The 21,403-nt window shown below is 68.1% G+C and carries 18 protein-coding genes and 1 pseudogene; 9 read left to right on the forward strand and 10 right to left on the reverse strand.

Features of this window, described 5'->3' with window-relative positions:
- From RNB18_RS49765 to RNB18_RS49790, 6 genes and pseudogenes are all read left to right on the forward strand, one after another.
- Positions 1-199, forward strand: a 199-nt coding sequence (locus RNB18_RS49765) for a hypothetical protein (protein WP_311720777.1), incomplete at its 5' end; no start/stop codon positions are given.
- A gap of 49 nt (positions 200-248) precedes the next feature.
- On the forward strand, positions 249-527 hold the full coding sequence (locus RNB18_RS49770) for a hypothetical protein (protein ID WP_311720745.1): 279 nt from the start codon (positions 249-251) through the stop codon (positions 525-527).
- 141 nt (positions 528-668) lie between these two features.
- Entirely contained in the window at positions 669-1,259 is a 591-nt protein-coding gene (locus RNB18_RS49775) for a replication/maintenance protein RepL (protein WP_311720746.1), read from the forward strand.
- A gap of 18 nt (positions 1,260-1,277) precedes the next feature.
- Complete coding sequence (locus RNB18_RS49780) at positions 1,278-1,679, forward strand: helix-turn-helix domain-containing protein (protein ID WP_311720747.1); 402 nt, start codon at positions 1,278-1,280, stop codon at positions 1,677-1,679.
- Between the two features lie 153 nt (positions 1,680-1,832).
- The gene (locus RNB18_RS49785; RefSeq protein WP_311720748.1) at positions 1,833-2,747 is read left to right on the forward strand and encodes a hypothetical protein; all 915 of its coding nucleotides are present in this window, start codon (positions 1,833-1,835) and stop codon (positions 2,745-2,747) included.
- Positions 2,748-2,818: 71 nt separating this feature from the next.
- Positions 2,819-2,950 (forward strand): annotated as a pseudogene (locus RNB18_RS49790) (IS5/IS1182 family transposase); the annotation flags it as partial.
- A gap of 26 nt (positions 2,951-2,976) precedes the next feature.
- Here the strand turns inward: RNB18_RS49790 and RNB18_RS49795 are convergent.
- The 4 genes from RNB18_RS49795 to RNB18_RS49810 all read right to left on the reverse strand — a co-directional run bounded on the left by RNB18_RS49795 (position 2,977) and on the right by RNB18_RS49810 (position 8,399).
- Positions 2,977-4,512, reverse strand: coding sequence for a gamma-glutamyltransferase (locus RNB18_RS49795; RefSeq protein WP_311720749.1), 1,536 nt, complete (start codon positions 4,510-4,512; stop codon positions 2,977-2,979).
- 215 nt (positions 4,513-4,727) lie between these two features.
- Positions 4,728-6,671, reverse strand: coding sequence for a hypothetical protein (locus RNB18_RS49800; RefSeq protein ID WP_311720750.1), 1,944 nt, complete (start codon positions 6,669-6,671; stop codon positions 4,728-4,730).
- Positions 6,668-7,231: a hypothetical protein gene (locus tag RNB18_RS49805; RefSeq protein WP_311720751.1), complete on the reverse strand. Its 564-nt coding sequence runs from the start codon at positions 7,229-7,231 to the stop codon at positions 6,668-6,670. Before RNB18_RS49805 ends, RNB18_RS49800 begins: the two co-directional genes overlap by 4 nt.
- The gene (locus tag RNB18_RS49810) at positions 7,218-8,399 is read right to left on the reverse strand and encodes a dsDNA nuclease domain-containing protein (RefSeq protein ID WP_311720752.1); all 1,182 of its coding nucleotides are present in this window, start codon (positions 8,397-8,399) and stop codon (positions 7,218-7,220) included. Before RNB18_RS49810 ends, RNB18_RS49805 begins: the two co-directional genes overlap by 14 nt.
- Before the next feature lie 440 nt (positions 8,400-8,839).
- Here RNB18_RS49810 and RNB18_RS49815 point away from each other — a divergent pair, with 440 nt between their 5' ends.
- Entirely contained in the window at positions 8,840-9,055 is a 216-nt protein-coding gene (locus RNB18_RS49815; protein ID WP_311720753.1) for a hypothetical protein, read from the forward strand.
- A gap of 50 nt (positions 9,056-9,105) precedes the next feature.
- Entirely contained in the window at positions 9,106-10,473 is a 1,368-nt protein-coding gene (locus RNB18_RS49820; protein ID WP_311720754.1) for an AlbA family DNA-binding domain-containing protein, read from the forward strand.
- Positions 10,474-10,714: 241 nt separating this feature from the next.
- Here the strand turns inward: RNB18_RS49820 and RNB18_RS49825 are convergent, their stop codons facing one another.
- The 3 genes from RNB18_RS49825 to RNB18_RS49835 all read right to left on the reverse strand — a co-directional run bounded on the left by RNB18_RS49825 (position 10,715) and on the right by RNB18_RS49835 (position 13,304).
- Entirely contained in the window at positions 10,715-11,302 is a 588-nt protein-coding gene (locus tag RNB18_RS49825) for a hypothetical protein (protein WP_311720755.1), read from the reverse strand.
- On the reverse strand, positions 11,302-12,060 hold the full coding sequence (locus tag RNB18_RS49830; RefSeq protein WP_311720756.1) for a hypothetical protein: 759 nt from the start codon (positions 12,058-12,060) through the stop codon (positions 11,302-11,304). The genes RNB18_RS49825 and RNB18_RS49830 overlap by 1 nt, the downstream gene beginning before the upstream one ends.
- A gap of 446 nt (positions 12,061-12,506) precedes the next feature.
- A complete protein-coding gene (locus RNB18_RS49835; RefSeq protein WP_311720757.1) occupies positions 12,507-13,304 on the reverse strand; it encodes a DUF4145 domain-containing protein in 798 nt (265 codons plus the stop codon).
- Between the two features lie 231 nt (positions 13,305-13,535).
- Here RNB18_RS49835 and RNB18_RS49840 point away from each other — a divergent pair, with 231 nt between their 5' ends.
- The gene (locus RNB18_RS49840) at positions 13,536-14,744 is read left to right on the forward strand and encodes a PIN domain-containing protein (protein ID WP_311720758.1); all 1,209 of its coding nucleotides are present in this window, start codon (positions 13,536-13,538) and stop codon (positions 14,742-14,744) included.
- Positions 14,745-15,399: 655 nt separating this feature from the next.
- Here the strand turns inward: RNB18_RS49840 and RNB18_RS49845 are convergent.
- Genes RNB18_RS49845 through RNB18_RS49855 form a run of 3 tightly spaced genes read right to left on the reverse strand, consistent with a single transcriptional unit; the run spans position 15,400 to position 21,403 of the window.
- Positions 15,400-15,705, reverse strand: a complete 306-nt coding sequence (locus tag RNB18_RS49845) for a hypothetical protein (protein WP_311720759.1) — start codon at positions 15,703-15,705, stop codon at positions 15,400-15,402.
- Positions 15,702-16,832, reverse strand: coding sequence for a hypothetical protein (locus RNB18_RS49850; RefSeq protein ID WP_311720760.1), 1,131 nt, complete (start codon positions 16,830-16,832; stop codon positions 15,702-15,704). The genes RNB18_RS49845 and RNB18_RS49850 overlap by 4 nt, the downstream gene beginning before the upstream one ends.
- Positions 16,829-21,403 carry a coiled-coil domain-containing protein gene (locus RNB18_RS49855; RefSeq protein ID WP_311720761.1) on the reverse strand — a complete coding sequence of 1,525 codons (4,575 nt, stop codon included), beginning with the start codon at positions 21,401-21,403 and terminating at the stop codon, positions 16,829-16,831. The genes RNB18_RS49850 and RNB18_RS49855 overlap by 4 nt, the downstream gene beginning before the upstream one ends.

Consider the following 21,403-nt stretch of genomic DNA (forward strand, 5'->3'; position numbering starts at 1 on the left):
ACTGGCCGAGTGCCCGCCCGCCGTCAGCCAGGATGCCGCCGACCTGTTCGCGCAGCTGGAAACGCTCGCTTTCCCCGTCGACTACACCGTCGACCTCACCCTCGTACCCGCAGAGAAGGCCCGGGACAGCAGACGGCCCTGCTCGGCACCTGGAGCGACACTCTGTCGGACCACGGGCACCTTGCTCCCACAGCCCTAAGCACGGTGCGGGCCGAGGCCAGGGCGCTGCACCGGCAGCTGGTGCCCGTATGGCGGCGACGCACCGCCACGGCCGGGTCCATGCTGACCTTGGCGGGGTCTGCCTCTACGACCTGCTGTGGGCCCTAAACCCGGCCGAACGCCAGACCGTCTACGCCTACGCCGAAGGCGAAGGCACCGCCTGGACCGAAGCCGCCGCCGTAGCCGGCGCACCCGCCCCGGAGGCCCTCGGCGAACGCGTGCGCCGCAAGACCAAACGGCTCGCCGCTGAACAGCGCCGCCGCGCCCAGCAGGCACCATCCCCGCCGGCACCAGGCCCGGCCGCGTAGCTGTCCCACCGGTAGAACACCAATGCCGGTGCCCACCGACGCAAAGTTGCGAGGATCAGCAACTCTCCGGTGTGGAACATGCGGCTGCCCGCAAGTTTTGCCGTACAGTGCCGATCACCTGTATGCGAAAGGATCATCACCATGGGAGAAGCGGCACGGCCGCTGCGCGGGCGCCGCGCAGGACCACCCGGCCAACAGCCCGGCGCCGTCAGGGCCGTTGGAGCCGACGACGGCACCGACCTTGCCCGGCTGATCGCCGAGCAGTTCGGCAAAGGGCCCGTCCACGAGGTCAAGACCGTCGTCTACCGCCGGCCCCCGCACGACATGCTCGGCTCCGACGGGTACTCCCTCGTCAGCAACTACTTCCTGCGCCGCGTCCTGCCCTACTGCCTGATGCACAACATCATCAGCAAGCTCCAGGCCGCCGTCCTGTCGAACATGATCGGACGCCAGAAGAAGGGCAAGATCGAGGCCACCCACGCCGAGCTCGCCGAGGAGATCGGCGTCAAGCGCACCAGCATCGGCCACGCCCTGGACGCGCTGTGCGAGAAGAACCTCGTCCGTAAGGTCAAGAGGTCCTCCTACCAGCTCAACCCCCGCGTCGCGTATAACGGGAACGGCCAGGAACAACGCGACTTCCTGGCCGAGCTGAGGGCGCTCGCACTGGAATCCAAGTTCCCCGACGAACTCGCTCCCGAGCTCAGCCTGTTCCCCAGGTCTGAGGTCGGCTGACCGAAGGGATCCCTCGCCATGTCATTGATCAACACCACCGGGCTGTTCGGCATGCTCTACCAGCTGCAGCTCACCCCCACGGCGATCGACGTCCTCTCGGTGATGGTCAAGCACCAGGACGCCGGCGGCAACGTCGGCATGAAGCAGGCCGAGATCGACGAGATCCTCGGCGTCGGCCAGGCCTCCATGAGCCGCGCCATGGCCCTCCTCGTCGACCGCGGCATCGTCCTGCGCTCCGGAGGCGGCCGCGGCCACCGCTACGCCCTCAACCCCGCCATCGCCGGCTACGAGTCGCAGCACGACCTGCAGAAGGAAATGGACCGGCAGCTCGCCCTGGGCGGACCACCCCCGATCATGGTCCCCGGCTACGCCAAACGGCCCCCCAAGCCCGGCAAGGGCGGACTGCAGTCCGTCGCCTAGCAACGCCCCACGACGCAGCAAGGCCCCGGCGGGATTGCCGGGGCCTTCTGCACCTGTACGCAAAAGCGTCCACCCCCAGTATGCCCAGCCGCCCTGGCACTCAGCCACCCGAAGCCTGCGGCAGCCTCGGCCCAAGCGTCAGAGCAGGGAGACATGACTGACTCGCCCACAGAACAACCAGACGCAGCAGCAACGCACACCGCGGGTCCGGCAGCGGGGGCGGAAGACAATCAGGAGAAGGTCACCGTCAGCCCCGCAGTCGCGAAGGCTCAGGCCCTCGCTACCTCCAACGCAGATAAGGCCAGCGCCGAATATCGAGCGAAGTCTCGACGTGACTGGTGGGTAATTGGCCCCTTTGCGGCCTGCATCTTTCCGGGTCTCTACATCCTCGGCACTTGGTACATATCCGGGGTTAGTTCGTCGCACTGGAAGCCCTTCCATGTCGCGTCCGCACGCTGGGGTTTAGCACTTTTGGTTGTCGGCATTTCGGCTGCGGCTGCTATTGGTGCCCGAAAATCCAGCAGACGGGCCGCATTCCAGAGGCTCTTGATGAGTGAAGCTTTCTCCGTACGGATGGCGGAACTCGACAGCGCCGCCAGCAGCGATGCTCCTCTGGTCGCAAATCGAGAGTTGCTGGGGGAGTACCACCGCCTATCGACAAGCCAAGCGAAATCGGCTTTCCAACTGGCGCAATGGGTCATGGGAGCATCTGCTCTTCTCGTATCAGCAGGAGCCGTCGGTGTCGGACTGGCGCCCAAGACCGCCACCGCGGTCACCCTCGCCTCCCTGACCGCATTCGTCACGGCTTTGAGCGGCTACATCTCCTCAACGCTCCTCGCCACCTACCGTGTCTCGGTCGAGCAGGCCCGCTTCTACTTCCGCGAACCCCTCACAGGCGGCTATCTACTCGCGGCCGAACACCTCGCGGCCCGGCTCAACGGGCCGGAGCGAGAGGCAGCACTCGGCCGGGTGGTCGACGGCTTCATCCAGGCAGCCGTCAACGTGCCCGGAGCCCTACCAGACACCGTCCCGCCGCAAGACACACAGGGCCCAGCAACGCCCGCATAGCACACGGCCGACCCTCGCTACCTGGCCAGCAGCCTGCCCCTCGTCTACCGGAGATGCGATCCGCCCTCAGTGCCCGCGTCGAGCACGTCTTCGTCCACACGAAGAGCTGGAAGAACCTGGGTGATTGCCGCCTGAAAGGCCACGGCGTCCACCACGCGATGCTCGGCATCGCCCGCCTGCACAACCGCCATCGGCAAGCCTGACAGATCCTGGTAGATGACGAACAAGCTCAGGCGGTGCGGCCCGCCGTGGAGAGGACGGGGTCGGTCGGCTCGAGGGCCAGGTAGCTCTCTGCCGTGGCGGCTTCGAGGAGCAGGGGCTTGTCGGGGTCGTCCACGCGTACGGGAAGAAGTGGGCCGGTGAGCCAGCTGTCCTCCGGGTGCTCCTCAGCCAGCCGGAAGGCCGTGCTCACCGCCTCACGAACGCGCGTCCGATACCGCTGCTCCTGCTCGTAGTGGGCTTGGCGAGCCCGGCGCACGTACTGCTCACGGGCCTCGTCGTCCTGGTCCTGGCCGAAGCCGGGGTCGTTCAGCCGGGGGCCGTCGGCGAAGGCCGCTGTGTCGGGCATGTCGGTCTGCTGGAGGTGCAGGGCCGCACACGCCGCGTAGAGGCGGCGGGAGAGACCGAGGTGGATGCCGGTGCCGGGGATGCGGGCGGCGATGAACGCAGTGGCGTCCGTGTGTGACGCCAGGCCCCCCTCGGTGTCCACCTGCTGCGCGCGCAGCCGACGGCGCAGGCCGGTGGTGGATTCGTCGTGTTCCAGCAGTGTCAGGGAACCGGTGCGGTGACGCCCACGCTCCGTACGGTCGCGGCGCATCGGGACGACGCGCCGCTGCTCCACGGCACCGAAGGCCAAGGCCTGGTACGTCAGGAGCTGCTGCCGAGTGACGGCCATCAGGGCGTCGGGGTCATCGGCGACGTAATCCTCCACGTCGCCTTGCGGACTGCCTGCCGGGGAGGCGCCGGCCTGCGGCCCGCCGTGGGGGTGGGCCGTATGCAGCGCCAGGAACAGGTGGTCCTGCTCCCACTTGCCGGGCTTATTGCCGGGCAGCGACGTGCCGCAGAGGACCTGTCGGTGTGCCATGCCGGGCATGAGGGCGCTGCCACCGTCCAGCTGGATTCTCCCGTTCCTCAGCACGCCGGCGCCGAGTGCACGGGCTGCCTTCGCCTCGATCAGCCAAGGCAGGCCGGCGGCTTGGTGGTTGCCCCACAGGTCGGGCAGCTTGGCAGCCGGGTCGGTGAAACCGGGCAGGCCGCCCGGACCTCCGGCTTCGAGATGCCAGGTGCTTCCCAGGCCGGCCATCCCGGCGCAGAGCCAGTGCGCCATCGTCATGCCCAAGTGGTATCCAAAGGCGGAGTGGGCGCTGCGCTCACTGCCGTACTGGTAGAGGGCGTTCACGAAGAGCCTGCGGCCGGCCGCGGGCGCGGGTGCGGGCACGCCCTTGAGTTGGAGGTAGGCCTGGAGGGGGGCGGTACGGGAGATGAGCTCGTTGACGGCGAGCCAGGGGGTGCGACGCAGCCACGGGGTCAGGTCGCGCCCGACGCCCTTGGCCGCGAGGAGGATCTGCCGCCAGGTCGTGGTCGCCAGGTAGGTCCCGTACGAAGGCATGTCGGCCACCCCCGGCCACGGCTGGGTGGCACCCCTCCACAGAGGTTCGGAGGGCCGCCGCAGCGAGCTGAAGTCGCGTACGACGACGGATATGTCCAGCGCGTCGGTCGGGCTGAAGGCGAAGTCGGCCGCGTCGTGAGGGGGCTGCATGATCACGCCGACAGCCTGTCATGGGGCACGGACATCAGCCGCAGCTTTGGCCGAGCGGTCGGTGAGGAGAGCGGGCACCGGGAGATTTGGCCACCCGGTTCGCCGAGTTCGAGGCGAAGGAGGACGAGCGGCGGACTCGTCCCAGGCGCCCCTGCTGCTGTCGATGCGCATGGGCGCGGGCGCGCCGTAGGCCGGGCAAACGAGCGTGCGGTCTTCGTCGATCAGACCCTGTCGCGGGGGTCGTTCCCGGGCTCAGCCTCACCGTCTTCGGCGGATTGAGTCGTGCCCTCTGTAGTCGACGGTACTACTGGTACGAGCCGGTCTGTGTCCGAAAGCTCCAGCGCTCGGTGAATGCCGCGGATGGGCGGCGAGTCGTTGTCCGTGACGATGATCTGCAGACGGTCGATGTGTTCGGTGGCCGTCTCCAACAAGGTGGCGTACATCTTGCGGAGCCGTTCCAGGTCGACGCCCTCGTGACCGACGTTGCTGCTGATGCCGTCGATGATCAGAAGGTTGGGCAGGGGGATGGCGCCGTCGTTGAGCGCCACTTTCTGGTGGGCGAGGACGTGGGCCACGTTGACGAGGACTTCGACGCCCTGGGACTGAAGGTCGGCGAAGGATCTTCCGTCGACCACGGGCATATAGGTCTCGCGGTTGATACGGGAGCCTGGCTTCTTGTCGAAGCGAGGCGCGTCGAAGTTACGGAGGGTGGCTTCGAAGGCGGCGTCCAGCGTGTTCAGGCGCTCGTGCACGGCCGTATTGCTGTGCCGGGCGGCGGCGATACGGGCGTTGAGGTTTTCCTGCTCGCGCTCCAGCTCTGCGATGCGTTCGTTCTGTCCTTGAAGCCGCTCGTGCAGGGTCAGGGCGTCGCCGAGGCGGGCGAGGTGTTCCTCCAGCCGGGCTTGCTGGGCGGCTACCGCACGGATGCGTTCGGTTTCGTCGGTGAGGTAGGTGGCCGTGGCACGGTCGAGTTGCCCACCAAGCTCGGTGCGGCGGCGTGCTTGCGCGGCGCGGGCTGCCTGAAGTTCGTCGAGGCGGCTCGTGCTGCGTTTGATGAGTTCCTCTGTCTCGGTGACCTGTTCGATGACGCGGTCTTGCTCGGCGGCGAGTGTGGAAGGCGCTGGCGTCTGGGGTGGAGTCTGGAGGCAGAGCCTGCAGGTGTGTTCGTCGCCCCGGTCGGGTACGCCGGCGCCGCAGCGCGGGCAGGTGTGGAATTCGAAGTCGTTCAGCAGACGTTCGGCGACCAGGGCCCGGGTGAGGCGGCGGCTTTGCGCGATGAGCTGGTCGCGCAGTTCTTCCAGCCGGGACCGAGAGACGGCCTCGGCCGCGGCGGCGTCGGAGATGCGGGCGAGTTCGGCTTCCGCCTCGCTGATCTGCGTGCGCAGTGAGACGGTGGCGGTTTCGGTGAGCTCATGAGTCAGGTTCAGGTCGGTCCGGCGGGCCTGAGCGAGCTCTTGCTCGGCTTGCTGCCGCTGTACTTCGAGGTGGGCGCGGGAGGAGAAGGTGGTGTTCTCGAGGATGCGTTCAAGGGTGTCCGCATCCGCGGTGAGGGCGTTGAGCTCGGTCGTGACTTTGCGCAGGTGTTCGCGTAGTCCGGCTGCCTCGGGGTCGTAGAGGCCGTAGAGGATGTCGAAGACGTACTTGCGCTTGATGTTCTTGTGGTTGTTGTCCGGGGTGCCGAAGACGGAGTTGTCGATTTCGTTCTGCTTCAGGACGCAGTACATGAGGTAGTCGCTGATGGTCACGGGGACCAGGGGGCTCGCGTCGTCCGTGGGGGCGCGGGGGACGCGGATGGCGGGCAGGTCCAGTATGTCGAGCCACCAGTTGCGGAACGTCTGGTCGTAGCCGGCTTGCAGCTCGCTTGCGGGAAGTCGCCAGAGTTCTTGTTGGCCGCCGATTTCGGCGATGTCGACCTTGGCTGTTGTGGTGGTGACCAGTTGGCGCACGATGCGGAAGCGGCGCTCTCCGATGAGCACGGTGCCGGAGATCGTCCGTCCCCGCAGCTCGGGGACGACCTTCACATCGGCGCCCAGAAGGGCCCGCAGGCAGCTGACGGTGGCGGTCTTGCCGCCACTCATTGAGCCCACGATGGCGTTCATGCCGGGTTCGAAACGAACGGTGCGGCTGGTGCCGACCAGGGTCAGTTCTTCGATCCTAAGTCTCACAGCTGGGTCCCCCAGTCCGCCTCGACGATGTCGGGGAACGTCTGGTAGATGAGATCTTTCAAAGTGGTGCCGCTCAAGTCGAGGTGCCTGCGCAGGAGCCGCGCCCGGTCGCGGACGGGGCGCCAGCTTTCGGTTTCCGCCAGGGCGACGGCGACGTCGTGGCCGGCCGCTGTGGCGCGGTAGGTGGCGACGGCGTCCTCATGCTTGGGCTCGATCAGGCCCTTGCCTGTGAGGGCGCCAAGCAGCGCGTAGTAGGTCGGGTCCCAGGGCCCGTACCGGTAGCGGATCATGCTCTGTTCGATCGCGCCGGTCAGCCAGGGATCTTCACCGACGTCCGTATTGGGCCGCCGGGCAGCCATGAGTTTTTTGAAGTGCTGGGGGTAGCGCAGCAGGAAGTCGAGCTTGGCCAGCTTCATCCGGCCCTCGATGCCTTTGCTCCGTTTGGTCTCGGAGAAGACGTCGATCAGGAGCAACAGGCGTGCCTGGGCGTCGGCCGAGGGCGGCTGGCCGTCCGCTGGCGATGCCGCGGACGCAGGTGCGGCCGTGTCAGGAGGCGTCACGGACGTCTCCCCAGTTGAACCGGCACTCGTCCGAAACGGCGCATGCCCGTCCCATGAGTAGGACGCCGTCCTGGGCGTACAGCGGCTGGCGGTCGTAGGCGCCCGCGTTGTTCTGCAGTTCGACTTGCAGGTCGTCGAAGATGGCGTCTGCTGGGCGGGCGTGCTCTGCATGGGTACGCCCGACGCGCCGTGCCAGGAACAGCAACCGCTGGTCGAGGTCGGCCTCCACGGCCGGGTCGTCGGGCCAGGTACCGAGGGCTGCTTCGCGTAACCGGTGATGGTCGGCGTTGGCCCGCATCATCTGCGCGTCCTCGATGACGTCTTTGGACGCGGCTCCCTGCCGGAGTTTCCGGACGAGGCTGGTCTCGGATCTGTTCAGCTGCTGCGAGAGGTCTTGCAGCAGAACGTGTTCGGGACGCGTGAGCCGCTGGCGCACGTCGGCGATGACTGCAGCGGAGACGCGTTTGTTCAGCACGGCAGCTGGCGGGTCGTCGATGGCCAGCAGTTCGGTCCATCGGGCCACTGGACGGCCCTGCATGGCTTCTCGGGTACGGCGCAGCAACTCCGTGTAGAGGGCGTCGATCGTGGCCATTGGCAGCCCTGGCCCCAGGTCGGCGAGCACGCGGGTGCTGTGCGCTTCGACGCTCTCGCGCCGGACGAGAGACCGTACCCGGACGAGCCCCAAGAACTCGCTCAGATGGTCGTCATCGATGACCTTCAAGTGGGAGGCGACACGCTTGCGGCATGACTCGTGGTCACCGCCCTGTCCGCGCGACAACGCGATCACGAGCGCGTCGGCAGGGTCGAGGTGTCCCTCGACGCCTGCGGTCAGCTGATAGACCTGTCCGGTTCCCCGTACCGCAGTGTGGGTGCGCCACAGACTCTTCAACGGCTTCTTGGCGATCACGTCCGCCAGCGTCCAGGGCTCCACCGCGTCGCGGGTCTTGATCTGCTGGTAGTCCCAGAACAGTTCGCCATCGGCGCATCGGGAGTCACCTTTGCGCGCGACGACGATGTCTTCGATGTGCTCGCAGGTGATGTGCTCGACCGTGCCGCCCGCCAGCATCTCCAAGACCGCCTGTACAGCGATATGTACCTGGTACTCGTACCGACGCAACGTGACCGAGCCAGAATCGTCTGGTGCTTCGGTCTCGATCGGATCGGCCATGTGCCCCCCAACTCGTTACCCTCCGAGCACGCAGCGTAAAGCGTTTGCGATCTTTCGTCGACAGCGCGGGGCGACACCGTCCGGGAACGGCCCAATCCGCTCCGTATACGGCGTAGTTCGAATGTTTGTCGGTGGTTGCGGCCTTCCTGCCTGGCGATGGCGGCATCTCTCAACCGGCTTCGCTCGACGACGCCCAGTCCGGTGGAGCACTCCTGCGAGCTCGCGTGATGCCGCAGCCGCTGCGGGCGTCGCCGACCCGGAGGCCTTCGGTGAACGCGTCCGGCGCAAGGCCAAGCGACAAGCAGGCGAGCAACACCGGCGAGCGGCACTACAGCAGCCCCACACCCTGTAAACGGACAGCCTTTCAAGATTCTTTGCCGGTAGGGCAGTTCCTCGGGGCCGAGAGATGAAAACCCTCTCGTCGAAGGACTCCAGCCACCATGATCGCTGTTCTCCTCGTGGCCCTCGTGATCCTCGCGCTCGTCGTCTGGCGGGCCATGGACAGGGCCACCCAAGCCGATGTCACCGGAATCGTCAGGACCGCTGCCGCGGCGATCGTGACGCTCGTCCTGACCTACGTCGCCCTGCGCGTCGTCCCACCCGAGGTCGTACCCGATCTGCTGAGCACCGCTCTCAGGGCGCTGAAGACAGCCTGACCACGCAGGTACGCCGTCAGGGGTGCGTGGGCCGACAGTAGGGTCTGGGCATGGTGACGCGACTTCGCCGGCTAGAAGGCCTCCTGGGCGCACGGCTCAACGACGTGAACTACAGCAGCATCGCCGAGTTGATCGGCAACACCGACGCGGCCGAGGGCGAAGATCTCGACTACAAGCGCGCGCACTACGCCAGTGGTGACCAAGGCCGTGAGGAGTTGGCCAAAGACGTCGCCGCCTTTGCCAACCACACCGGCGGTCTCCTCATCTTGGGCATGGCGGAGGACAAGGGCGTGCCCAGCCGGGTGTTCGACGTCGACCTCGACGACAGCCGTCTTCGGCACATCCAGCAGGTCGTCGCGAACAACACAGCGCCCCCCGTTCCCTACGAGGCGATCCCCGTCCATAGCCCGGACGCTCCCGGCACCGGGTTCCTGCTGCTCGCCGTTCCCCGCAGTCCGCACGCCCCCCACGCCGTCACCACGCCCACGACCAGGCCGTCCAGAGAGGCCCTGCGCTATCCGCGGCGCGGCGGCAGCCAGACCGAGTGGCTCACCGAGACCGATGTGGCCACTGCCTACCGAGCCCGCTACACAGCAGCCGCGGAACGCGACCGGCGTCTGGAGGACGTCGAACAGGAACTCGTCGACGCGATGTACCGGCGGACCACTCCGCATCTGATCGTCACGCTGGTACCGGAACAGGCCGGCGACATGGTCATCGACTCCGAGCGCTTCAGCCGCTACCAGAAGGAACTCCTGGCCACCCAGCTGTACCTCGGCCAAGGGAGCAGCAACTTCGGGCGGGTGACCGTCGGCCCCCGCCGGCTCGTCGTGACCGAAGGCGGCAGCCGATATTCCGCCCGGGCCGAACTGCACCGGGACGGCAGCGCAGCCATCGCCATCGGCCTCACCGGCCGGATCTACGTGAACGAGTACGAGGACGTGGAGATGCACACGGCCGAACTCGGCGACGTCGTGTATCCGCTGCTGTGCGCACTGCCATTCCTGGCCTCCCACGCCCGCGACCGGGCCGGCACCAGCGGCCTCGCCCACGTCCGCGCCGCGCTCGTGAGCGACATGGCCGCCCACCCAACTCAGAACATCCTCGACGCTGACCGGCCTGCCATCGTGCCCTTCCGCGTCGACCGGCTCGACCCCACGACAGGCCGGCCTCAGCCGCTCACCCCGGAGTTCTACCCCTACGCCGTCGCTGATGCCGGCGCTCTGCTGGACGACCTCGCCGACCTCGACCGCGGCCTCCTCCAAGCAACCGCCGCACTCGCAGACGAACTCCTGCAGGCCTACGGCTATCCCGAAACCGGCCTGATCACCCGCAACGGCCACCTCCACCCCAGCCAGTTCACGCAACGCACCTCCGGCGCAGTCGAACTCTGGGCACGCCAACGGGGCCTGCTCTAGCACCAGCGGCGCCCAGGCGTACGCGGCGGGCGAGGGTGGCACTTGGACTGAAGCCGCTGCCGTGGCTGGTGCGGCCGATCCGGAGGCCTTCGGTGAACGGGTGCGGCGCAAGGTCAAACGGCTCGGCGCAGAACAGCACCGCCGTGCCGAACAGCGCAGGCAGGGCAGGGGCAGGCATGACGGGCCATCTGTCGCCTCCTCGCCGTACGGCGCGCGCTGACGCCGAACGAACAGCGAGGTCTCAACGTCTTCGCTGCTGACTTTCTCGAAGCCGTCGTCCAACGGTTGCGGAGCCCCGGTTACGGTTGGCGAAGGGGAGCGCTCCGTGGAGTGCGGTGAACTCCGCGATCAGCTCCGCCTCGGCTTGCCCGGCGGGCAGATCAGCCACAGTGCGCCAGGCAACCAAGAGCGCGTCAGAGTCGGCAAGCTGCCAGATGTACTCCCCGCCGCGGTGCCCGGCGTTGTGGCCCAGGCCCTGGCGGCGGTAGGCGTTCAGCCGCCTGCTCAGTCCTTGGCGGCCCGCGGCCTTGCCGACGTACACCACGGTGGCGCCCGCCACCCAGGCGCTGGTCAGGGTGGCGGGCGCCACGGTTGGGTCATGGGCCTTGCGGTGGCCGGCGGGACTGTGTTCGAGGAAGACAGGCGGGGAGACGGCGGTCCGCAGCACGACGTAGATGCCCACCTGGGCGGGGACGCTGCTGTGCGGGAGGTCGACGAACCGGACGAAGCCCACGAAGCCCCGCTCGGCCAGCGTCACGCGCGTCAGGGGCGCGGAGCAGCCCGTTGAAGCCGCAGCAATGCCGTTCTCGGCAGGTTCGAGCTCGACCATCACAGGGCGTCCCCATCGGGGGTGACGTGCTGATCCATCTCCCGCACGGGGCAAGTCATAGCGGTACGGCGGGCCTGCTCGGCAGCGAGCCTCTTGACCTTGCGCCGCACCCGTTCACCGAAAGCGTCCGGATCGGCAGCACCCGCGGCGGCCGCGGCCTCGGCCCACGTGGTGCCCCCGCCCTCTGCGTACACGAACACCGTCGCCCGCTCGGCCGGATTCAGGCCGCGCAGCACACGGTTGAGGCGGTCGTCCTCAAGTACCCCGCCCGTCACCCGGGCCAGCAGGTCGATGTCGGCGGCGATCAGGTCGTAGAACGACAGCCCGTCCCCCATCTTCGCGTCCAGGGACAGCACCCGCCCGTGCCGGGTGCCCCGGCGCCACAACGGGGTGAGAGCTTTGTGCAGGCTGCGGGCCTCTGCACGCAGGGCCCCGACGGCGGTGTCGTGCAGACACCCGGTCTGCACCAGTGGATCGGACCAGTCGCCCAGCAGCGCTGTGGACATGGCTTCCCTCCACCGGGGACCGCTCGGCACCACGAGGACCTTGGCCGCGAACTCGTCCATGAGCGCACGTTCCGTCACACCGGTCTGCGGCTCGATCACCCCGCTGATCCTGCCCCGCAGATACAACGACCGCCCCAGGTCCGACTCGGGACAGTGCTCATTGTCGACGCGGCGGGCCGGAGGACGGTCCGCCAGGCGCACACCGTCCGCGACGGCGACCGCGACAACGACCACTACCGTGCTTGACGGCACGGCACGTCCGGTCACGAGCTCGTAAGGGGATGCGACGCGATCCCGGTGATACACAGTCGACCAGCACGAGGCCTGGGCATAGTCGTCGCGACGGGGCTGGTGTTCCACAGCAATGCTCCTTCGGCAGGATGAGCGAACACCTCTCGGCGCCGGGCGAGGTCTCTACCGGCAATAAATCTTGAAGGACTTTTCCGGCTGGGTCAGGCGTCGGCCGGAGGGAGCGCGGCCGGCCTTCGTCCTCACCGACGTCCGCCCCGACCGGTTGGGCTGCCAGCTATCTCGGACGGCCGCCTGACCGGTCGGGGCCTGCGCCTGGGCGAGACGGTGCGGCCCGGGACGCAGAAGCGGGTCACGCAGGGCGTGAGTGATCTTGTCGGGTCGCGGTGACCCCGGAGCACAGGAACGACAGAAGCTCACACGCCTGGTGCTTCTCCTCGGTGACTCCTTCAGAAGGGGACTTCGACGGAGAAGGTGCCGGGCCGTCCTCGCCGGGCTGTGACCTCGGACGCCCTCTTCTTCATGTCGTCGCGGCTCGCGTCGTAAATCGAGGACAGGGCGTGGTCCAGGAACTCGACCCCCTCCAGGACGTCAGAGATACGGAGAACATCCTCGTGGCTGCCCACGTTTCCGATCCACTTGACGGCCAGGAGGAGGTCAGCAGCGTCCGCGTACTGCGGCAACGCCTTCTTGAAAGTCGCGATCCGCGAGTCGAGGCTGAGCCTGACGGCCTTCCCTGCGCCATTGAGCTTCGTACGGATGACCCCCCGGTCATCCATCAGAGCCTCGACCGCCGCCCGGATCCTGTTCGCGGCAGCATTGGGGTCGACCCAAAGGATCTTGGATGCGGCGTCCACTCGCTCCCCAACCTCGTCGGGGCAGAGGCCGCGGCTTTGCAGCAGGGGCAGCGCCGGGATGAACATGGTCGGCGTCAAGAACTTCTCATATTGGACGTCGTCCCGACCTGCCCAGCCGACGGTCATCTCCCCAATGACGCGCACGTGATCGCAGGACTCCTTCCTGCACGTGAGCACGCAGTAGAAGCTCCCCTGAATCCACTCGGGTTCCCACACCTCCTGGACGTGCAAGGACTTGCTGGTGACGGACTCCTCTTCCACGAACGAGTCACGGTCCGGGAGCAAGACCCCTCGCGTGCACGTGGGGCACGGGATGTGGGGCCAGCCATCCAGGTTCTCGGGGAAGCCCTTGGCGATATCCCGTAGATCCTTAATCAACAAGTTTGCCATGGTGTCGTATCTTGCCAGCGTCAACGACCCCTCGGAGATAGCTTTTTGAGAGTCCGGGCGAGGCTCGCAGGATGGTAGGTGAGCTGGCAAGGCGTGATCGTTCTGATCGGCTTTGTCTGTACCGGAGCTGAGTGCGGGGTCAGGCACTTCGAAACTCCGTGCACTGGTGGTCGCGCTCCTGCGATCATCGATCACTCTGAGTCGAGAGAGCGGAGCCGAGCGTTGATCATCGTGGATACCAGCATCCTGCGGTCGTTCAACCCGCAAAGCAGTAGTGCTGATCTTCTGCGGGCGATCCGCGCTACCGGGGCTGCGCGGGTCGCCGCTCCATCGATGGTGCTGACAGAGCTCTGCGCCCAGCAGGCCATCAAGTACCGGGAGCAGCACGAAAGGGCGGCTGAGGCACTCGAGGCTCTCCGGGCTACGACTCCGTGGCCTGTTGACCTGTCCCTCGAGCCGTGCGAGGAGGATGCATTCCGCGAGCACTGGCGCAACAAGTGGCTGGCGGTGGTGGAAGAGGTCCCGACCAGCGCGGAGTCGATGCTCCAGGGCTTCTTCCGGGAGTCGAACAATCTGCCTCCGTGCAGGATGGTGAAGGGCAACATCAAGATCGGGGCGAGAGACACCGCGATCTGGCTCTCCGCTGTGGAGTACGCGCGAGAACACCCGGACGAGACTGTCTACTTCGTCAGCTCCAATACCAACGACTTCGGCAACCGTTCGCCCTACCCCTCCCCCATGAGCGAGGACCTCGTCGGTCTGGAGGATCGGTTCGTGCACTTGACCAGCATGGATGATGTGGCAGCCCGGTTCGCGGAGCCGGCCACGATCGACGAGGAGAGCGCGGTCGCCATGCTGGGGAACCCGCTGTTCACGGACGAGGTGGCGCGCGTCTCCCGCGAGGCTCTTGCCGAAGCCAGCAGCAGACCATTCGGGTCGTTCTCCTGCACGGTCGTAAGCGACCTCGGCGGTGAACACGTGATCGCCCATGCGACAGGGTGGACCACCACCAAGGCTGCCTTCAGCTCAGTCGAGAACATGCAGGCTTATCGCATCGGCGATCAGGTCTGGTGCACCGCCACCGTGCAGTGGCTCCTTGGTGGGGTGGTGCTCACGAATGTGCAGCCGCCCAGAGTGAGCGCAGGTGCGTGCAGTTGGACCACGACGGTGCTGTTCACGCCGCGCGGTGCAGAGTCACGCATCACCGTCCTGCGTGCCGAGACTCCCCTTCCGGTCAGCGGAGAGGAGTTCGATGCTCTGGGCCTGCCGGAACCCGTGCCGAGCCCGGTAGAGCGCGCCGTCACAGGGCTCATGGAGGCCGCTGCGAATGCTGCGGTGAATCGGCGTCCGCTGCAGGGAATCCCGCGCCCTTACGAGGGCGCTTCCCTACGGAAGGCGATCACCAAGCAGGTCCGGATGGGCGACACGGCTGCCGGTTGAGGTTGCGTGCTGTTACCGGACTATCCCCCAACTCGCAGGTCCTGACCGCGCTGGAGAAGGGACAGCTCAAGAGCGTCTTGGAGGAACTCATCCGACGGCTGCACCTCGTGGAAAGCAATCTTGCTCCGGGAAGGCACCTGGACGTAGAGGACTGGCCGACTTCGTAACGGTCCCGCCTGTCCCGCCCAAGGCCGAAGCTCTTCCGCCCGAGATCATCACCTGATCCGTACGAGCACCGCGGGACGCTGCGACGCCGCCGTCCAAGGAGCCGTTCTGGAGCATGAGTGGGTCGAGCGCCTGCTGTACGAACTGGGGGAGCAGCACGCTGCCCTGCTCTCGCTCCCCGGCTTGTGTCGGCATCTTCGCCCGTGGAAGGGCGTGGTCGCCGTAGTGGTTGCGACGCTTCTGGTGTCCCTCGTCCTCGGCCTGGCCCAGATCGTCATGCCAGAGGAGTTCGAGCACAAGCGGGACCTTCTGCTCGCGTGGATTCGCCACCTCGAGCGCCGGGTCAAGGCGCAGGTTCCTCGGCCGGATCGGCGGACCAGCCGGACGAGGGACCGCCGGTGACCAGCGGGACCCCATGTGCTGGCGGCCCGGGGCTGGGTCGGCCCAGCAGGCTGCGGGCCCACCGCATGGAGCGGGCGCGTTCGTGGGGTCAGGTGGGCGGGCGCCGGAGGGTGCGGACGGCGTCGGCGAATGAGGCGTGGCGCTCGCCGGTGGCCTGGACGTGCCAGTGGCCGTCTGTGTCGCGGACGTGGAGGGTGCCGAGGTAGTCCTCGGGCCGGTAGCTGCCTGGGGTGTAGATGCTCCAGATGGGCCGGTCGGTGTCGCTCGGCCGGATGCATTCGATGGGGAAGGTGTCGATGGTCGTGATGAAGATGTCGCTCCAGGTCTGTGCGTCGGAGCGGGACAGATTGGTGCTGGGGGACAGCACGCATGGCGGGAGGTAGCGGGGGTTCATCTGCGGCCTCTCGGGTCCGGTGCGTATCGAGATGGGAGCTGCGAGATCACCGGCTTGATAGGCAGGCCGATGTCGCGGATCTGGGGCAGTAGCGGCGCGTTGGGGGTGAGGAGGGAGCGGAGCTGGGGAAGCGGGAGGGCTTCGTGGCGCAGCACCAAGCCATCGGTGAACAACTGTGCGACGGGAGCGGCGAGGTGTGGTGGCAGCCAGCTGGCCGCGGCGTGGGCGTCGTCGGCGGCGACGGGCGGGTGAGAGCGCGGTGGGCGGGTGAGGAGGGCCTGGTAGAGGCCTGCGGCGGGCTGGAGCGGGGGAAGACCGACAGCGTGGGCGCGCTCTGTTGCCTTCTGGGCGCAGCACAAGCCCTTGAGGTCGAGGTCTGCGTAGAGCAGCAGGGTGTCCACGGGGTGGTCGCGCTCGCGGAAGGAGGCCTGGGCGGTGGGCAGGGAGGCGATGAGGTGGTCGCCTTCGCCGAAGCCGAGCCAGCCGACCTGGCTGCGGTCGGGCCAGGTGCCGAGGATCTCGCGCAGACTGGTGAACGCGGCGGTGTTCTCGACGATGAGCAGCCAGGGCGCTGGCCCGAGTTCATACATCGCCAGTGGGGCGGGCGTGGGCCGGGCTCGGAGGTGCACGGTGAGGTCCAGCAGTCCCTTGGTGACGAGGTGGTGGCGCTCGATGTTCTTGAGGCGTTTTTCGTCGCCGTACAGCTCGTAGGAGCGGTCGGCCACCGGGATGATCTCGGCTTCCGGCTGGTCGCGCAGCAGCGCGTTGACGGGGCCGAGCAGGGCGTGGTCGCCTGCCGTCAGGCGCAGGGTGGTGGCGAAGCGCAGTTGCTCGACATAGGCGTGGGGGGCGGGCTGGTGGCGGGGCCGCCGCGCGGCAGGCGGGCGTTTGACCCAGCGGGGCAGGGGTGGGTGGGCGCTGTAGTCCCAGCCGTCGTTTCCCTTGGGCAGGGTGGCCAGCCCGCGGTGGGCCAAGGCGCGGGCGGCGTCGGCGAGGATGCGGCGGCGCCGGGGCGAGGTGGCCAGGCTGGAGTCGCCGGCGTCGACGGCGCCCGCCAGCGCGTCGAAGTCGACGCGCTGGCACGGCTGTTGGGCGAGGAACGCGGCCATGTGGTCGGTGGCGGTCACCCGGTCTCCTGCTCGGTCTGTGTGTCTGGTTCTGTCTCCGTGCGCAGGACGGCGCGGCGCAGGAGGTGGGCGGAGGTGATGCCGTCGTCCTGGGCGCGGGCGACGCCGGCCGCGACGGCGTCGCCGTAGCGGTCGAGGATCTGGACGTAGCGCCGTTTGGTGCGCAGGTCCACGCCGTTGCGCATGCGGATGATGAGGGGGAAGCGGCCCAGGGCGGGCAGATCGTTGGATCCGGTGGTGTAGACGAGCTGGATGCCGTGGGCGGCGGCGACGCGGCGCTGCAGGTCGACGAAGGGCCTGTAGTTGGCTTTCCCGAAGGGGTTGTCCAGTACGAGTGTGCCCACTCCGCCGGGGATGCGCCGGTCGCGCTGGGCGGCACGCATCCGGGCAAGCGTGCAGTACAGCAGCACGGACACGGTCAGCAGTTCGCCGCCGCTGAATTTCTGGATCTCGGTGACGGATTCGCGTTCGACGGTGTCCAGGCTCTGGGTCGGCTTGATGATTTTCGCGACGATGTTGCCGCGGCCGCCGAGGGCTGCCAGGACCAGTCGCTTGGCCAGAGGCATTGCCTCGGGCAGGGCGCTGGCTCGTCCGGCGGCGCTGGCCGGCAGGGCGGTGATGAGACGGTCGACCTCGGCGGACAGTCTGCGGGCCAGTTCGTCGCCTGTGGCACGCTGGCGCAGCTCCAGCGACAGGAACCGCTGGCTGGACCAAATCCCCAGGTTTTTGGGAAGACGGGAGTGGCGGGCGACTTCTTCCACGCTGTCCAGGACCGCTTCGACCGTGCTCGTACAGGCGTCTACGACTCGGGCCTGGTCCTCGGCGGACTCGGCCAGCAACGCGACGACCTGCCGTTCACGTTCCTCGATGTCCTCCAGGAGTGTGGTCAGCCTGGTGGGGGTGGTGAGGTCTTGCTGCAGGCGTTCGCGCAGTCGTCCGTCGACGATCTGCAAGTACTGCGGCTGTTGGGCGAGCCGTTCAACCTTCTGCACGTCCTTGCGTAGGGCGTTCCTGGCCCTTTCCAGGGCGCGGTCGGCCTGAGTGACCTCGCGGACGAGAGCCTCCTTGATCTGTTCGGCGTCGTGCGGCTGCAGCGACTGCGCGGTCACAGCGGACAGCCTGTGCTGTTCGAGCAGGAATGCGTCCACAGTCATCTCCGGGGCGCTGTCGGCGCCCTGGCCGGGGGCCGGCAGGTCGCTGGCCGCTCGAAGGGCGCTGACTGATTGCCGAAGCTGCGCGGCGTGGCTGGCCGCCTGGTCGGCGCGCCGGTGGATCTTCTCGGCGTCCAGGTGCCGCCCCTGGGCGAGGGCGCGGTCCTCTTCCAGCAGCTGCTTGGCTGATTGCAGTTGTTCCTGCGCTTCCTGGGTGCTGTCGAAGACCGGCACCTTGGCACCGGGGAAGTCGTCGAGGGCGGTGGTCGCCTCTTGGTGGTCTTCGGTGACCTGCCGCAGCAGCAGCCCCGCTTCCGCCTCCGCCCGCTCAGCGTCCTTGAGGGCTTTGTCGGCGACGGCGATGCGGGCGGAGAGGTGCTCGGTATCCATCGTCTGGGCTTGGTCGACGAGTTTCTTGGCCCGCGTGCGGGCCACAGGACCGGCCTTGGTCAGCTTCTGGTTGAGGCTCTCGATGGCGGTCTCGGCCGTGGTCAGCCGCTGGTGCAGGACCGTGTCGCTGATGCCGTTGAGCCAGTCCCGGCGGGCCTGGGTCCAGCGCTCGCGCAGGGCCTGCGCGCTGCTCTCGGGCACGGCAGCCGGACTGGCGGCATGGAGGGCGTCGGCGGACAGGTCCTGCCGGATCTCCTGCGCCCATCCCTTCCAGCGCTGCGCGCGCTCTTGGCACTGCCGCAGTGCTTCTTGTGTATCCCGCTGCTGTTCCTGGGCGCCTTGCCAGCGGTCTTTGCATGCCTGAGCGGCCACGCGGTGTTCCCGGGCCTGGGCCTGAGCGTGCCGCCGCTGCGCAGCCCAGTGTTCCACCGCGCGGGCTGTCTCCACCAGCGACTGGACCTGGGGGAGCGCCGCGGCGAGTACCCGCAACGTAGCCGTGTGCTGGGTCAACCGGTGTTCCGCCCGGCGCCCGGCATCATCGGCTTCGGCGGCCTGGCGGACCAGGACGCTCGTGCGCTCGGTGAGCGTGTTCACCTCCTCGTCGAGCTGCCCGAGGAGTTCCTCCAGGCTGGTCCGTGTCCGCGCGTCGAACCGGTCCAGATGGTTGCGCAGCCGCCCGCGGAGAACGCGATCGGCCTCCCGCCGTTGGACGATGGCTGTGCACCGCGCGTCCACGGTGGCCAGGCGGGCATTGACGCGGTGCAGTTCCTCCTCGCCGGCCTCGGCATCCAGCACCGAGGGGCGCAGCGGGAGCACCGCGATGTCACCGAGGGGCTGGGCCAGCAGGGCGCGGGCCTGGTCGTCGGTGGAAAGAGCGAGCACCGTCGGCAGGGCGACGTCGGCCCGCCGGGCCAGCGCCGCCAGCTCGCCGCCGGGCACCGGTCCGCAGATGACCACGCCGCCGATCAGGTGGGGGATGGCCGCGATGACGGCGTCGTGCTGCTGTGCGGGTACGGTCTCGCGGAGGAACTGCACCCCTGCGACCGCGGGGGCGCCCAATGCGCGCAGGGCGGTGACGGCCTGTGCGACTTCCCGAGGCGGCGGGCAGAACCCGTCCTGGTCCAGGCCGTCACGCAGCCGCTCGTCCTCGAACGCCTGGGCACGTTCGGCGGCCAGTTGCCCGTCCGCGGTCACCAGTTGGTCCGTGAGCATGGCGATGAGGTCGGCACCGACCGCGTCCAGGTCCAGCTCGCCGGCCGCCTCTCCGATCCCGGCCAGCTCCCTCAGGCGGAGATCGGATGCCAGGTCGCGGCGCTCCTGGACAAGGGCGTTCCACTGGTCCCACACCTGGTCGTGCCGCTGCCGGGCTGTACTGAGCCGGCCGGCGCAGGAGAGCCGCTCCGCCGCGATGGCGGTGGCCTGCTCGCGGGCTTCTTCCACTTGGCACCGCGCCTGTTCGGCCTGCTCCGTAGCTGCTTCTTCCTCGTGGACGAGCCGTGCCAGCGCTTGGGTGGGATCTTCCTGCTGGCCGAGCAGGCCAGTGCGGCGGGCAGCCGCCAGCTTCGCCTGTTCCTTCTTGCGGGCCTCCTCGGCCGAAAGCGCCCGGCTCTCGGCCCGGCCGGTCGCAGCCTCCGCTTCCGCGTACTCCCGCTCACCCGCCTGGGCCTGCGCGGCGGCTGTCTCGAGCGCGGCGCGGCTTTGGTCGGACTCGACCGCAAGCCGTGCGAGACCGTCTTCGAGCTTGGCGTACAGTTCGGCGCCGGCGTGCTCTACGGCCTCGCGCAACGGGGCCTGCTCGCTCTGGGCGCAGGCCAAGAGCTGCTTGGCCTCACGGCGTTCGGCTTCCTGGTCTGCCAAGTCCAGGAGCCAGGGGACCGCCTTCCAGGCCGCTGCCTCGCGTTCCGCCTCGGCAACCGCCTCGACCCGAGCGGCATGGTCTCGCCGGTGGTCAGCCATCCGCAGCCGTTCGGCCACCTCCCTGACCTCCGCCACCCGTTGCTTGCGCTCACCGACCCGGCCCTCGGCCTCGCGCGCCTCTTGTTCGGCGGTGTCCGCCTCGCGGCGCAAGGCGGTTGCCTGGTGCTCCTGGCGCTCGGCCTGGGCCTGGATGTGCTCGCCAGCCCGCTGGGCGATCCGGGCCTGCTGGTGGAGCGTCTGCTCGGCGACAGCGACCTCGGCCGTGCTCTTCTGCACCGGCTTCAGCCTTAGAACAGCTTCGGCGAGGAAGCGTTCCTCCATTTCCCGCGCGGGACGGGCGGCCAGCTTGTCGGCATGCTTGGACAGGGCCGCGCGCGCCGCAATGGGCGCTGCCGGATCAACGACCATGTCGATGAGGAAGTCAACGAACTCCTCGGCTGTGCGGAACTTGAACAGGTCGGTGATGCCACCCTCTTCCTGATTCATGGCCTTCTGGATCTTGAAGACCTGGGGGTCCAGGCCGTGGTTGCCCAGGTGCTCCTCCCACTCGTACTGTTCGTCCGCGACGGCCAGTTGCAGCCGCCGCTCCGTCTTGTTGGCTGCCTCCAGCGCCTTGACGTACGTGGACATGGTGAGCTGGCCGTCCTCGGTGCGGACTGGCAGTGAATCCAGTTCCAGTCCACCGGGCTGTGGCCGCAGCAGGTACCAGCGGCGCTCCAGGCGTTCCCAGCCGCTGCTCGGGTCCGCCGGACGCTGGCGGTCGCGCCACTGGTAGACGCCTCCCGTGAGCAGGACGGCGCCGGATGCGGGACGTTCGGAGTCGCCCCACTCGGCGATCACATGGGAGACCTGTCCGTCGGGGACGTACTCGGCGAGCGACTTGGCCTTGGCCGCCCCGATGAAGTCCTTCTTGGCCGGCAGCAGCAGGCTGAAGAGCAGCGAGAGCAGGCTCGACTTGCCGCCGCCGTTGCGCAGCCACAAGATCACGTCGACCGGCTGCATGAAGCGGCCGTCGATCGAGCTGGGTCCGCCGGTGAGGTCCAGGACGAGTGACTTGAAGCCGGCCGCCCGGTGGCCGATGTTCTCCAGACGAATGCGTCGGACTTGGAGCAT

This window comes from Streptomyces doebereineriae (assembly GCF_031845645.1).
In the GTDB taxonomy this organism is placed as follows: Bacteria; Actinomycetota; Actinomycetes; order Streptomycetales; family Streptomycetaceae; genus Streptomyces; species Streptomyces canus.

Coding starts and splice junctions, on each gene's coding strand:
- RNB18_RS49770 (WP_311720745.1), top strand. CDS start 249: ATGGCGGCGACGCACCGCCACGGCCGGGTCCATGCTGACCTTGGCGGG.
- RNB18_RS49775 (WP_311720746.1), top strand. CDS start 669: ATGGGAGAAGCGGCACGGCCGCTGCGCGGGCGCCGCGCAGGACCACCC.
- RNB18_RS49780 (WP_311720747.1), top strand. CDS start 1,278: ATGTCATTGATCAACACCACCGGGCTGTTCGGCATGCTCTACCAGCTG.
- RNB18_RS49785 (WP_311720748.1), top strand. CDS start 1,833: ATGACTGACTCGCCCACAGAACAACCAGACGCAGCAGCAACGCACACC.
- RNB18_RS49810 (WP_311720752.1), bottom strand. CDS start 8,399: ATGGCCGATCCGATCGAGACCGAAGCACCAGACGATTCTGGCTCGGTC.
- RNB18_RS49815 (WP_311720753.1), top strand. CDS start 8,840: ATGATCGCTGTTCTCCTCGTGGCCCTCGTGATCCTCGCGCTCGTCGTC.
- RNB18_RS49820 (WP_311720754.1), top strand. CDS start 9,106: ATGGTGACGCGACTTCGCCGGCTAGAAGGCCTCCTGGGCGCACGGCTC.
- RNB18_RS49825 (WP_311720755.1), bottom strand. CDS start 11,302: ATGGTCGAGCTCGAACCTGCCGAGAACGGCATTGCTGCGGCTTCAACG.
- RNB18_RS49835 (WP_311720757.1), bottom strand. CDS start 13,304: ATGGCAAACTTGTTGATTAAGGATCTACGGGATATCGCCAAGGGCTTC.
- RNB18_RS49845 (WP_311720759.1), bottom strand. CDS start 15,705: ATGAACCCCCGCTACCTCCCGCCATGCGTGCTGTCCCCCAGCACCAAT.
- RNB18_RS49855 (WP_311720761.1), bottom strand. CDS start 21,403: ATGCTCCAAGTCCGACGCATTCGTCTGGAGAACATCGGCCACCGGGCG.